This is a genomic window from Microbacterium sp. EB106-03-03-XG65, from assembly GCF_058791955.1.
In genome coordinates this window covers 280,060-293,495 of the sequence record NZ_JBYTEB010000001.1, presented here as the reverse complement: position 1 = coordinate 293,495, position 13,436 = coordinate 280,060, and the positions used below count along the sequence as shown (strand labels likewise).

The following is a 13,436-nucleotide window of genomic DNA, read 5'->3' as shown; positions in this document are numbered from 1 at the left end:
TCTCGCGATTTCTCAGATAAAGTGCAACTAGTTACAGAAAGTGCTTGGAAACCGCTATCCCGTCGGCTACCGTCGGTGTAGCCGACGAGAATCCGGCACGAATCAAGGGAGATCACATGCACAACGCAATGACGCGCACGGCACGAAGCCGCCTCCTGCTGGTGACCGCCGGCCTTGCGACCTCTGCTCTCGCACTCGCCGGATGCGCGGGCGGCTCGGGCGACACCGACGCCTCGGCAGAGACCACCACGATCCGGTTCCTCTACGCGACCGGCGACGAGACCTGGAACGCGGTCGTCGACAAGGTCGTCACGGCATTCAACGAGCAGAGCGAGACGACCGAGGTCAAGCTCGACCCGCTGCCCGCGGGCTCCGACTATGCCACCGCGCTCAAGACCGTCGATGCCACGGGCAACTGGCCGGCGGTCGTCGACATGCGCGACACCCTCACCTACGTCAACGCGGGCAAGCTCGCCCCCGTGCCCGAGGAGGTCACGGCGCTGCTCGAGCCCGACGCCTTCGCGCCGGCGGAGGACGGCAACGTCTACACCGTGCCGTACAGCGCGCTCAACGGCGAGCTCGGCATGAACATCGTCTACAACAAGGCCTACTTCGAAGAGCACGACCTCGAGGTTCCCGAGACCTACAGCGACTTCATCGACCTGCTCGACGAGATCAAGGCCAACGGCGACGTGCCGCTCGCCACCGCGGCCGCCGAGGTCTGGCCCTCCGACCAGCTGTGGAAGCCGCTGGCTGCCCCCACCTTCGCCGAGTACAGCGACGAGGGCGGCTTCTGGAACGCTGCGGCCGCGGGAGAGGCCTCGGTCGCCGACCTCAAGGCCCCGCTCGAAGAACTCAAGAGCATCATGGACAACTACGTGCTCGAGGGGTGGCAGTCCACCGCCGACGCGCAGACCACGACCCTGCTCGTCAACGAGCAGGCCGTCATGGCGACCTCGTCGGCGGGACTCGGCCGTCTGATGGACATCAACAAGGTCGATCCGGAGTTCGACGCGGGGCTGTTCATCATCCCCGACGAGGACGGCAACCTCAACGTCCTGAAGAACAGCGTCGTCGGCGACACGGCAGGCGGCCTGGCGATCTCGTCGCAGGCTGCGGAGAACGACGACGAGTACGCCTCGGCGGTCGAGTTCCTGACCTACTTCTACTCGGTCGACGCCGCGAACCTCATGGAGGAGAGCGGTTGGATCTCGCCCAACATCCTCAAGGGCGACGAGGTCACCCGCAATGACACGATTCCCGGTGCCGACGACTTCTTCGGTCTGCTGGAGAACCCGAACCTCGTCTGGTACGAGAACGCCCCGACGCTGAGCACCTTCAGCTCGGTCAACACCTTCTTCCGGCAGTCGCGCATCGAGATGCAGGACGGCCAGACCACGATCGACGAGACGATCGCGAAGGTCCAGGCGGAACTCGACGCACAGGTCGCCGCAGCCGGTTGATCCGGACCCGAGGGTGCGGACCCGACCGCGCCCTCGGCATCCGGCGAGCGGTGATCGATCAAGGAGAGAACATGAGTGCACATACCGAGGTCCGCGTGCGGCCACGATTCGGACGAGGGCGTCTGGCCATGCTGGGCTTCGTCGTCCCGGCCCTGGTGATCTACCTCCTGATGGTGATCGTCCCCTCGCTGCAGACGCTGCAGCTGAGCCTGACCGACTGGGACGGCATCAGCGACGGCTACGACTACGTGGGCATCAAGAACTACGAGGACATCGTCGCGAGCGGTCGTTTCTGGAACGCGGTGCGCAACACCCTGATCCTCGGGCTCGGTTCTGCCGTGATCATCAACGTGATCTCGCTCGCCGTGGCGCTCATGCTCGACAAGCTCAACCATGCGCAGGGCTTCTTCCGCACGGCGGTCTACCTGCCGGCCTTGGTCAGCGCCTTCATCATGGCGACGATCTGGAAGTACCTGCTGAACTACAACTTCGGCTCGGTGAACACCGTGCTCCGAGACATGGGCATGCCCGAGTGGGCCCGCGACTGGCTGGGCGACAGCAGCATCGTGATCTGGGTGATCCTCTTCATCACCTGCTTCACCCTGGGCGGCAACACCACGCTCATCTATCTCGCCAACCTGCAGTCCGTGCCGCAGGAGCTCATCGAGGCCGCCCGCATCGACGGCGCGAGCGGCGTGAAGGTCTTCTGGAACGTGACGTGGCCGATGATCGCGGGCGCCGTCACCGTGAACATGACACTCGCGATGATCGCGGGCTGGGTGATCTTCGATCAGGTGCTCGTGCTCACCTCGGGCGGCCCCGGGTTCGTGAGCGAGACCATGGCGTTCTTCATCTACAAGGTCGGCTTCGGCGAGTACCGGGCAGGGTTCGGGTCGGCAGCCGCCGTCGTGCTCTTCCTCGTGGTGATCGTCAGCACCGTCGCCGCGAACGCCTACATGCGCAAGAGGGAGATCCAGGCATGACCGAGACGATGACGCAGGTCACCATGAAGATCGAGCCGGATGCTCGCCCGGCGGGGATCGCCCGCATCCCGCGTGCACCCCGTGTGCGGCGCGAGAAGAAGAAATGGTCGGTGGGTGAGATCGTCGTCATGGCGGTGCTCAGCATCCTGGTGCTGATCGTCGCGTCGCCGGTGATCTACGCCCTGCTGAACTCGTTCCGCTCGTACGCCGAGATCACGAAGGACCCGATGGGCCTTCCCACCTCCTTCGCGTTCGACAACTACGTCGCCCTGTTCCAGCAGACCGACTTCCTCGAGGCGGTGCTGAACACCCTCATCATCACGGTGGGGACCGTCGTGATGCTCATCATCATCGTGCCGATGGCCGCCTACGGCATCGAGCGCATCGGCGGACGCACCTCCCGCTTCCTGTACGTGCTGTTCATCGCCGGACTCATGATCCCGTTCCAGGTGCGCATGATCCCCCTGGTCAAGGGATTCGACGACGTGGGCCTCTACAGCACGCTGCTGTCGGTGATCCTCGTGCATCTGGGCGGGGCCGCGAGCTTCGGCATCCTGCTCTACTGCAGCTTCATCAAGGGCATCCCGATCGAGGTCGAAGAGGCCGCGCACGTCGACGGCGCCGGGCGTCTGCGCACCTTCTGGCTCATCGTCTTCCCGATGCTGCTGCCGGTGACCTCGGCCTTCGTGATCATCCAGGCGCTCGGGCTCTGGAACGACTTCTTCATCCCGCTGGTGTTCCTCGACTCCTCGTCGGCGGGAACCATCAACGTGGCGATCAACCGCATGGTGGGTCTGCTCACCTCGCAGTGGCAGCTGATCTACACCGGGGCGATCCTGGCGATCGTGCCGTCGGTCGCGATCTTCGCGGCCTTCCAGCGCTACTTCATCAAGGGCATGTCGGTCGGGGCGGTCAAGGGATGAGCGCGGTCGCCCCCTCTCGCCTCGAACGCCTGCTCGGCTACGACGGCATCATCGCCACGCTGCTGCTGGGTGCCTTCCGGTACTTCGTCGTCTCGCTCTCGTTCGTCTCCTGCCTCGTGCCGTTGCTGGCGTTCCAGGCGCTGGTCGGGTGGCAGGCGACCCACATCGCCCTGTGGCTGGGCGCTGCAGCCGTGCTGACGGTCGGTCCCGCCCTCCACGGTCTGACGCAGGCGGCGGCCGGGCTGCTCGACGCAGAGCCGCACGTGGGCCGCGTCTTCTGGGTGGGGTTCGTCGACGCGGTACGCCACCGCTGGGTCTCGGCGATCGTGCTCAGCAGTGCGGTGCTGGTGCTCGGGTACGACGTGGCTCTGCTCGGCGCGGATGCCGGCGTGCTGCTCGGCGCGGTCGCCGTGGCGGCGGTCGTCGCGATGGTCGTCGTGGCGGGCGCATTCCTGACGGACTCGCCGCTGCGCGGGATCGCCTTCGCGGTCGCCTCCGCACGCATCGTGCTGCAGCGCCCGCACGTCGCACTGGTCTGGCTGCTGCTGGGTGCGGCGGCTGCGCTGACGACCACTCTGCCGGTGGTCGGTGCGGTCGGCTGGCTCTCCGCTCCCGCGCTCGCCGCGGTCGCCGCGACCATCTGCAATCGCACCCTCGGCTTCGCCGGTGCGCGCGAGCGGGTCGGCGCATGATCGCCCGCATCGCAGGCTTCACGATCGAGTGGCGCGACGACGCACCGGCGACGCTGGCCGTGGACGGCGGGCATCCGGCGGCTCTCGTCGAGATCTTCACCGCAGCCGAGCAGCGTGCACGCACCAGCCAGGCGTATGTGCGCTCGGCCACGGGTGCGCGCCTGCGCCTGGAACGAGCGGATGCGGCGAGCGACGCCGTCACACTCGTGCAGCGTGACCCGCACACGGGCCTCGTGGTCACGAGCGTGCTCGCGCTCTCGGGCTCCGCGCTGCGCGTGCAGCACACGGTGCGCGGCACCGACGCGCAACCCGTCGTGCTGACTGCCGTCGGCTCGGCGAGCGTGGGCCTCGGCACCGGTCCCCACGCCGGTGCGGAGTACGACCTGCTCACCGCACGCAGCGAATGGCTGGCGGAGAACCGCTGGCACCGTCGTGCCCTGTCCGACGAGCTGCCCCCGCTGTCGCTGCCGATACACGCGCAGGACGGCCGCGGTCACGCGACCCTGACCAGCCACGGCGCGTGGTCGAGCGGCGAGCATCTTCCCGTCGGCGCACTGGTGCACCGCGGCGGCGCCGCCCTGGCCTGGCAGATCGAGAGCGGGGCCGGCTGGCACGTCGACCTGAGCCAGGGGCTCGACGGCCTGACGCTGTCGCTGCTGGGACCCACCGATCTCGAGCATCAGTTCGCCCACACGCTCCGACAGGGCGACGAGTTCACGACCGTGCCGGTCGCGCTCGCCGCGTCGGCGGACGGAGTCGATGCGGCCCTCGCCGACCTCACCTCTCACCGTCGTGCGATCCGACGCGTCGACGGGCCCGACCTGCCGATCGTCTACAACGACTTCATGAACACGCTCATGGGGCAGCCGTCGTCAGAGGCGCTGCGCCCGCTGATCCAGGCGGCCGCACGCGCGGGCGCCGAGGTGTTCTGCATCGACGCCGGCTGGTTCGCCGACCCCGCCATCGGCGACTGGTGGGACACGGTGGGCGAGTGGCAGGAGGCCCCGAGCCGGTTCGACGAGGCGGGGCTGCGCGGCCTCATCGACGAGATCCACGCCGCGGGGATGCGCTCGGGACTGTGGCTCGAGCCCGAGGTCGTGGGGGTCCGGAGCCCCGTGGCCGCGGCGCTGCCGGACGACGCGTTCTTCCGCCGCTTCGGGGCGCGCGTGCGCGAGCACGACCGCTATCACCTCGACTTCCGGCACCCCGCGGCGCGCGCCCACCTCGACGAGGCCGTCGACCGCATCGTGCGCGAGTACGGCGTGAGCTATCTGAAGCTCGACTACAACATCAATCCCGGTGCCGGCACCGAGTGGCAGGCGACGGCCGCCGGAGACGGTCTGCTCGGCCACATCCGCGCCGTCGGCGACTGGCTCGACGACGTGCAGCGACGGCATCCGGCGCTCCTGATCGAAAACTGCGCGTCGGGGGCCATGCGCGCCGACTACGCGCTGCTGTCGCGCACCCACCTGCAGTCCACGAGCGACCAGCAGGACTTCCGCCTCTACCCGCCGATCGCGGCATCCGCCCCGGCGTCGATCCTCCCCGAGCAGGCGGGGAACTGGGCGTATCCGGCGGTCGGGATGTCGGATGCCGAGACGGCGTTCACACTCGTGACCGGCCTCAGCGGACGCCTGTACCTCTCGGGCTTCCTGGGCGAGCTGCGCGAATCGCAGCGGGCGCTCGTCGCCGAGGCGGTGGCGCTGCACACGACTCTGCGCACGCAGCTCGCGGCGACGGAGCCCTTCTGGCCGCTCGGTCTGCCGGGCTGGGACGACGACATCGTCTGCCTGGGCCTGCGCGCCGAGGGCCGGACACTGCTCTTCGTCTGGGATCGCTCTGACGAGCCGCGCTCGTTCACGATCCCCGGCGTCCACGGCGCCGAGACGATTTTCCCGGCGGCGGCGGGGTCGTCGACGGAATCGGACGCAGTCGCGGAGGCGTCGTGGAGTGTCGGCGATGTCGCAGACGGCATCCGCATCGAGACGACCCACGGCATCGGTGCGCGCGTGCTCCGCGTCGGCGAGGGCGCCGCATGAGCGGCCGGATCCGCACGGGCGAGCTGCTGGTCGACGACCGCGGCACCACCGCACAGTTGCACGGAATCGGCATCCAGCAGGTCGGCCGCCACTGGTACGCGTGGGGCGAGGACAAGACCGCGGGAGACCGCTTCACGGCAGTCGCGTGCTACCGCTCGACCGACCTCGCGCACTGGGAGTACGTCGGCGATGCGCTCGCCGTGGGCGAGGGAGACCTCGCACCCGACCGCATCGTCGAGAGGCCCAAAGCGCTGCGCCGACCGGACGGACGCTGGGTGCTGTTCCTGCACATCGAGAGTGCCGACTACGCGGATGCCAGGGTCGGATATGCGATCGCCGACGACCCGCAGGGCCCCTACGAGTACCTGGGGAGCGAGCGCCCGCTCGGCAATCTCAGTCGTGACATCGGGGTCTACCAGGAGGGCGGCGTCGGCTACCTGCTGTCCGAGGACCGCGACAAGGGGCTCCACATCTATCGGCTGCGCGACGACTACTGCGGTGTCGCCTCGATCGTCGCGACGCTGCGCCAGCAGGATCGCCCGGAGATCGGCTACGAGTCGCCGACGCTCGTCCGCCACGACGGGCTCTACTACCTGTTCGGCTCCGACCTCACGGGGTGGGATCTCAACGACAACAAGTACGCGACCGCTCCGGCGCTCGAGGGACCGTGGTCGCCGTGGCAGGACTTCGCCCCGGTGGGCACCCGCACCTACGACTCGCAGGTGAGCGTGGTGCTGCCGATCGGCGACGGGCACGTCTACATCGGTGATCGCTGGGCGCGCCACGACCTGGCGGCATCCGCTCCGGTCTGGCTGCCTCTGCGCATCGAGGAGGGTCGCGCCGAACTGATCTGGCGCGACGAATGGAGCATCGAGGAGCTGAAGAAGTGAACGCCCGACCACGCGCGATCGTCGCGATGAACCCGCCGGCGCTCGCCGAGAACCTGTTCGGTCCGCACCGTGCCCGATTGGCGGAGCTCGTCGATGTGCCCGCCGACGTGCTCACGGAGTTCGAGAGCGACGACGCGGCCCGCCTGATCGGCGAGGTCGAGGTCCTTCTGGCCGGATGGGGCTGCCCCCGGGTCGACCGCGAGACGCTCGACCGGATGCCGAACCTGCGCGCCGTGGTGTTCGCCGGAGGCACCGCGAGCGCGGTGCTCGACACGGTCGAGGCCGCACGGCGTGGCATCGTCTTCACCAACGCCGGGGAGGGCAACGCGCAGGCGGTCGCCGAGTACACGGCCGCGACGATCGTGCTCGCCGGCAAGCGCGCCCGCTACGCCGAGCAGATCTATCGCACAGGGCGGGCGTTCGTCGATCGCGAGGTCGAGCTGGCCGACACCGGGAACTTCGGGCGCACGGTGGGACTCGTCGGGGCTTCGCGCATCGGCCGTCGGGTGGCGCAGCTGCTGCTCGCGACCGATCTGCGGGTGCTGATCTACGACCCGTACGCCTCAGAGGAGGAGATCGTCTCTCTCGGCGGGATCAAGGTCGAGCTCGACGACCTGCTCGCCGCCTCGGACATCGTGTCGCTGCACGCCCCGGCGACGGCCGAGACCGAGCAGATGATCGGGACGCGCGAGCTCGCGCTCCTGCGCGACGGCGCCGTGCTGATCAACACGGCACGGGGCTCGCTGATCGACCACGAGGCGCTGCGCCGGCATCTGCGCGCGGGAAGGGTGGATGCGATCCTCGATGTGACCGAGCCCGAGCCGCTCGACGCCGACGACGAGCTGTGGACGCTGCCCAACGTGACGCTCACTCCGCACATCGCGGGGGCCACCGGCAATGAGCTGCACCGCCTGGGGCGTGACGTGATCGATGAGGTCGCACGATATGTGGCGGGTGACGCCTTCGTCGGCTTCGAGCGGGTGGCGGGGGTCGTGTGATGGGCGTGGTGCGCAATCCGATCCTGCGCGGATTCAACCCCGACCCGTCGATCGTGCGGGTCGGCGACGACTACTTCATCGCCACGAGCACGTTCGAGCTGCACCCCGCGGTGCGCCTCCACCACTCCACGGATCTCGTGCACTGGACCGTGCGCGGCCATGCGCTCGGCGACGGCTTCGACCTGCGCGGCATCCCGGATTCCGGCGGCGTGTGGGCACCCAGCCTGTCGCACGCCGACGGGCTGTTCTGGCTCGCTTACTCGATCGTGCGGTCGATGGACGGCGACGACAAGGACATCGACAACTACCTCGTCACCGCCGAGAGCATCGACGGCCCGTGGAGCGAACCCGTGCATCTGGGATCGCGGGGCTTCGACTTCTCGTTCTTCCATGACGCCGACGGCACGCACTGGATCGTCGGCGTTCAGTGGGACCAGCGCCCCGAGCATCCGTCGTTCGCAGGCCTCGTCCTCGAGCAGTACCTGCCTGACGAGCAGCGCACCTCGGGCGAGGCGCGCGTGATCCACCAGGAGCCGACCCTCGTCGAGGGCCCGAACCTCTATCGCATCGGCGACTGGTACCACCTGCTGATCGCGGCGGGCGGCACGGGCTGGAACCACGCCGTCGCCATCGCCCGGTCTCGCGACCGCTTCGGGCCGTATGAGCGCGACGCGCAGCCGTTCGTGCTGACGAGCCGCGACGCCCCGGGCATGTCGCTGCAGAAGGCCGGCCACGGGGAACTCGTGCAGACGCCGGACGGCGACTGGATGATGGTGCACCTGGCCAGCCGCCCCACACTGCATCTCGGCGAGCGCTACAGCACCCTCGGGCGCGAGACCTGCCTGCAGCGTGTGGTCTTCGACGGCGACGGCTGGTTGCGACTGGCCCAGGGCGGGCATCACGCCGCTCTCGACGTCGAGGTCGGCGGCGCGCAGGTCGGCCACCCGGTCGCGAACGGGTTCGTCGACCGATTCGATGCGCCGCACCTCGACAGCCGCCGCTGGTCGACCCTGCGGGCGGCGCTCGGCCCCGGCGCCGTCGACACCGCCGTGCGACCGGGATGGCTGCGACTGCGCGGCGGGCACTCGCCGGCATCCGTCTTCGACCAGTCGATGATCCTGACCCGGGTCGAAGAGCACCGGGCGGTCTTCGAGACCACAGTCGATGCCGAGCCGACGAGCACGCGTGAACTCGCGGGGCTGATCGCCTGGTACGACCGCAACGGGTGGATCGCGCTGCAGACGACCGGGGATGCCGACAACGGTCGGCACGTGCGCGTCATCAGCCGCGACGGTTCGCGCACCATGCGGTCTGCGCCGATCGCGGTGGCGCCGGGACCCGTGCGGATGCGGATGACCCTCGACGGTCCCGATCTGCGCTTCGCGGTCGCTGCGGTCGACGATGTGCAGTGGACCGAGGTGCCCGGCGTGCACCCCGCGTGGACGCTGTCCGACGACCACGGCGACCGCCTGCGGTTCACCGGCATGTTCTTCGGCATCCGCGCCGACGACCTCGACGGCCGCGGCTGGTCGGCCGATTTCGCCGAAGCCTCGCTGCGGTACACGGATCACGATGAAGGTCAATCACGGAAGAGAGATCGATGAAGATCGAACACCGCACCATCCGCCGTACGATCGGTGCGCTGACCGCCGGAGCGATCGCGCTCAGCGGCGCGCTCCTGGTCGCACCGCCCGCCACCGCATCCGGCCCGACTGTCTCCGCGCCTCTCCAGGCCGCGGTGCAGGGGCCTCCGCCCGAGATCGTGCAGACCGTCAGCGAAGCCGGATTCGCGCATCCGGGCGTCGGGTTTACCGCCGACCACCTCGAGAACATGCGCACCCAGGTGCGGGCCGGTGTCGACCCGTGGGCGAGCTATTACGACGCGATGGTCGAGACCCGCTACGCCGCCCGTGACTTCCGCGCCGAGAACGCCCAGCCGGGCACCGACACGCCCAAGAACGACGCGTATGCGAGCGCCGGCATGCGGTCGATGGCTCTGCGCGACAGCATCGGAGCGATGACGCAGGCGCTCGAGTACGCGGTGACCGGCGACGAGCAGTACCGTGCGAACGCACTGCACGTGCTGCGCACCTGGAGCAGCCTCGACCCGGCGAAGTACGCGTACTTCGGCGACGCGCACATCCACACGGGCGTGCCGCTGTACTACATGCTCATCGCGGCCGAGGTGATCCGCAGCACCGAGCCTGCGGACGAGACCCTCGACGGATACGATCTGCGCTGGACCGATGTCGACGAGCAGCGCATCGAGGGCAACCTGATCCGACCGGTGCTCGACACCTTCCTCGCATCGAACAATCGGCTGTGGAACCAGCACCTGTACGGCGTGATCGGCATGGTGTCTGCGGCGATCTTCCTCGATGACGCCGACCTCTATGCCGAGCGCGTCGAGTGGTTCACTGTCAACGCGGGATACGAGAGCGAGCACGACCTGTACGGCGGCAACGTGAACGGATCGCTCGCGCAGCTGTTCCGGCAGATCCCGGCCGATGCGCCTGGCAACACGACCGGTCAGCCGTTCGTACAGCACATGGAGATGCTGCGCGACCAGGCGCACGGCCAGGGCGACGTCGATATCTTCGTGGCGCTCGCCCGCATTCTCGACGCTCAGGGGACCAGACTCGACCCGGTCGCAGGAACCGTCTCGGAGGCAGCGGATGCGGTCTCGCCCTACCGGTTCCTCGACGACCGCATCCTCGACGGCGCCGACACGTTCTACGCCTTCATGATGGGCGAGGAGGTGCCCTTCGTTCCGGCGAACGAAGGGGGCTCGATCTCGCAGGCCTACCGCGGCCGGCTGCAGGATCCGCTGAGCGAGGCGTATCTGCAATACCGCTACGTCGCCGAGGTGGACGTCGCCGCCGAAGCACCCCATGTCGCCGAGCTCTACGAGCAGCGCGACGGCCCGCTCTACTACTACGGCGGCGGCGTGCAGAACTTCTGGAACGACCGCGGCTCCGACTACACGGGCGCCGAGTACTGGGTCGCGTTCCCGAACGAGCTCGCCGAGGTGCCGGACGCGGTCGCGCCGCTCGCGCCGAGCGCCGAGCTCGCGGTCGAGACCTTCGGAACGCCGCTCGGTGCGGGTGCTGTGCGTGACGCCGATGCCGACGGCACCTCCTTCATCCGTCTCGATGCCGGTGCGGACGGTGCGAATCTCGCGATCCGCCGCGCCATCTGGGGAGACCGTGCCTCGCAGTCGCTGGTGGGGGTGAAGGTGCGCAGCGACGGCACTGTGCGTCTGCAGGCCTCCCGCACGGCGGACGAGGCTCCGTTCACCGAGATCGTGGTTCCCGACACCGGAGGCGAGTGGCGCTACGCGTGGTTCGACCTGGCCCTCGCGAAGACCCCCGGTGCGGTGGGTGAGAACATCCTGTTCCTTCGCGCGACCGGCTCGGGCGCCCAGGTCGACGTGGCGGGGCTCCTGGCGCAGGCGAACGGCGTGCTCACGCCGCCGCAGTTCACGGATGCGCCCGCGCTCGACGTCGTGCTGGTCGCGGGAGAGCCGTGGACGCGCAGCATCCCGACGACCGATGCCGCGGGCGAGACCGTCGTTCTCGCACTGCACGACGCGCCCGCGGGTGCGGTGCTGCAGGGGAGCGAACTCCGCTGGTCGCCCGACCAGGCGGGCCAGGCCATGATGACACTCGCCGCCTCTGACGGCACGACCGTCACCGCGCTGCCCGTGACGATCACGGTCGCCGAGAACAGGGCGGCGGCGATCGAGGCTCTCGTCGACCGTGTCGGTGAGAGCACTCAGTACACCGCGGCCAGCTGGGCGAGTGTGACCGCTGCGCGCAGTGCCGCCGACGACGGCGTGGCGGATGCGGATGCCGCGGCGTTCGCCGGGCTGCTCGAGGCGCTCGGTGACGCGGTGTCGAGCCTGGTGACGCTCACCCCCGTGCTGCCCGACGGCACGCTCGACTACCGCTCACTCGTGTCGGCTCCGCCCCTCACGGCAGCCCAGCTGACCGCGCTCACCGACGGCGACAACCAGTCGACCTGGGGTGACCAGAGGGTTCCGAGCATCGTGTTCGACTTCGGTTCGGGCTTCCGCGTCCACGCCGAGCGATTCGGGCTGCAGGCGAGAGACACCTTCGCCAACCGCGCCGAGGGCACGAACGTCTACGGCTCGAACGACGGAGTGGCCTGGACGCTGCTGACCGAGCATCCGAACGCGGGTACCGACGCCGCGGTCGAGTGGATCGACGTGCGCGGCGAGGTGCGCGACTCGACGTTCCGGTTCCTGAAACTGCAGGTCGATGAGCCGGGAGTGCCGTCGGATCCCGCGTATCCGGGGATCTGGAGCATCGCCGAGCTGCGCATCGACGGCACCAGGAGCGAGGCCGTCGGGTCGATGGACGCGGTCACGATGGCGTCGCCCGATGCGGTGGCGGGCCGAGTGGTCGCAGGCGACAGCGTCGAGCTGACTCTGACGGGTCCCGCCGACAACACGGATGTCACGGTCACCGTTCTCGGGGCTCCGGCCGACGTCGTCTCGCCGTCGCCCGGAACGTGGATCGCGAACGCGATGATCCCCGCGGGTGCTGCTCAGCCCGGCCGGGTCGGGTTCACCGTCGACTTCGCCACCGCCGACGGCCGCCCCGCCGACACGATCCACGCCACGACCGACGGCTCGGCGCTGTACCTGTCGAGCGATGACGGACGCATCGACGAGGCGTTCCGCGACGCCACGGTGCTGCGACCCGATGGGGTGGCCGACGCCGCCTGGACTCAGTACACGGCGCGGATGCTCGACGGCGACCCCGCGACGCATTCGGACACCCGGCTCAATTCGGGTCTCTATGGCAACGTCTGGGACTTCGGTCCCCACACGACCGTCTCTCTGACCGGCGCCGAACTGCTCGTGCGGCAGGACGGCTACGGCACGTCTCGCATCGCGGACATGCGCCTGGAGGGGTCGAACGATCTGACGACGTGGTCGCGTCTCACGCCGTCGGCGCCCGCGAAGACCCTCGATTGGCAGGCGTGGTCGGTGACCGACGACACCGCCTTCCGGTACGTGCGCCTGGTCAACGGTCAGATCCTCAACGTCGCCGAGCTGATCGTCTTCGGGACCGTGACGACGGCTCCTGCCGTCGCGGCGTGGGACCCGACAGCGGTCTACGACGCGGGCGACGAGGTCTCGCACGAGGGTGCCCTTTACACCGCGCAGTGGTGGACGCGCGGCGTCGCTCCCGGCAGCACGGCGACGGGCTCGTGGATGCAGCAGGGAGCGCTCGTGCCGGCGGCCGGAGACGGCGTACGGGCGTGGACCGCGTCGTTCGTCTTCACGGGCGGAGAGGTGATCGCCCACGAGGGGCACACGTTCCGGGCGCGATGGTGGACACGCGATCAGGAGCCCGGCGATCCGAACGGCCCCTGGCAGGACCTCGGAGCGTTCTGATCGTCGAGAGGGGGCGGTGCGGC

General features: G+C 69.1%; 9 protein-coding genes. All 9 read left to right on the top strand.

What is annotated here, in order from left to right; genetic code table 11:
* Positions 1-116 precede the first annotated feature (116 nt).
* The 9 genes from AC3WS6_RS01355 (at position 117) to AC3WS6_RS01315 (ending at position 13,413) form a co-directional block, all read left to right on the top strand.
* Positions 117-1,463 (top strand): ABC transporter substrate-binding protein, encoded by a 1,347-nt coding sequence (locus AC3WS6_RS01355; RefSeq protein WP_492499290.1) that lies wholly within the window; start codon positions 117-119, stop codon positions 1,461-1,463.
* Positions 1,464-1,534: 71 nt separating this feature from the next.
* Positions 1,535-2,446: a carbohydrate ABC transporter permease gene (locus tag AC3WS6_RS01350; protein ID WP_201470690.1), complete on the top strand. Its 912-nt coding sequence runs from the start codon at positions 1,535-1,537 to the stop codon at positions 2,444-2,446.
* A complete protein-coding gene (locus AC3WS6_RS01345; RefSeq protein WP_492499289.1) occupies positions 2,443-3,369 on the top strand; it encodes a carbohydrate ABC transporter permease in 927 nt (308 codons plus the stop codon). The genes AC3WS6_RS01350 and AC3WS6_RS01345 overlap by 4 nt, the downstream gene beginning before the upstream one ends.
* Positions 3,366-4,061, top strand: coding sequence for a hypothetical protein (locus AC3WS6_RS01340; protein ID WP_492499288.1), 696 nt, complete (start codon positions 3,366-3,368; stop codon positions 4,059-4,061). The genes AC3WS6_RS01345 and AC3WS6_RS01340 overlap by 4 nt, the downstream gene beginning before the upstream one ends.
* Complete coding sequence (locus AC3WS6_RS01335) at positions 4,058-6,100, top strand: glycoside hydrolase family 36 protein (protein ID WP_492499287.1); 2,043 nt, start codon at positions 4,058-4,060, stop codon at positions 6,098-6,100. Before AC3WS6_RS01340 ends, AC3WS6_RS01335 begins: the two co-directional genes overlap by 4 nt.
* A complete protein-coding gene (locus AC3WS6_RS01330; RefSeq protein WP_492499286.1) occupies positions 6,097-6,990 on the top strand; it encodes a family 43 glycosylhydrolase in 894 nt (297 codons plus the stop codon). The genes AC3WS6_RS01335 and AC3WS6_RS01330 overlap by 4 nt, the downstream gene beginning before the upstream one ends.
* Positions 6,987-7,988 carry a hydroxyacid dehydrogenase gene (locus tag AC3WS6_RS01325; RefSeq protein ID WP_492499285.1) on the top strand — a complete coding sequence of 334 codons (1,002 nt, stop codon included), beginning with the start codon at positions 6,987-6,989 and terminating at the stop codon, positions 7,986-7,988. The genes AC3WS6_RS01330 and AC3WS6_RS01325 overlap by 4 nt, the downstream gene beginning before the upstream one ends.
* The gene (locus AC3WS6_RS01320; protein WP_492499284.1) at positions 7,988-9,592 is read left to right on the top strand and encodes a glycoside hydrolase family 43 protein; all 1,605 of its coding nucleotides are present in this window, start codon (positions 7,988-7,990) and stop codon (positions 9,590-9,592) included. The genes AC3WS6_RS01325 and AC3WS6_RS01320 overlap by 1 nt, the downstream gene beginning before the upstream one ends.
* Positions 9,589-13,413 carry a carbohydrate-binding protein gene (locus AC3WS6_RS01315; protein WP_492499283.1) on the top strand — a complete coding sequence of 1,275 codons (3,825 nt, stop codon included), beginning with the start codon at positions 9,589-9,591 and terminating at the stop codon, positions 13,411-13,413. The genes AC3WS6_RS01320 and AC3WS6_RS01315 overlap by 4 nt, the downstream gene beginning before the upstream one ends.
* Positions 13,414-13,436: the final 23 nt, after the last annotated feature.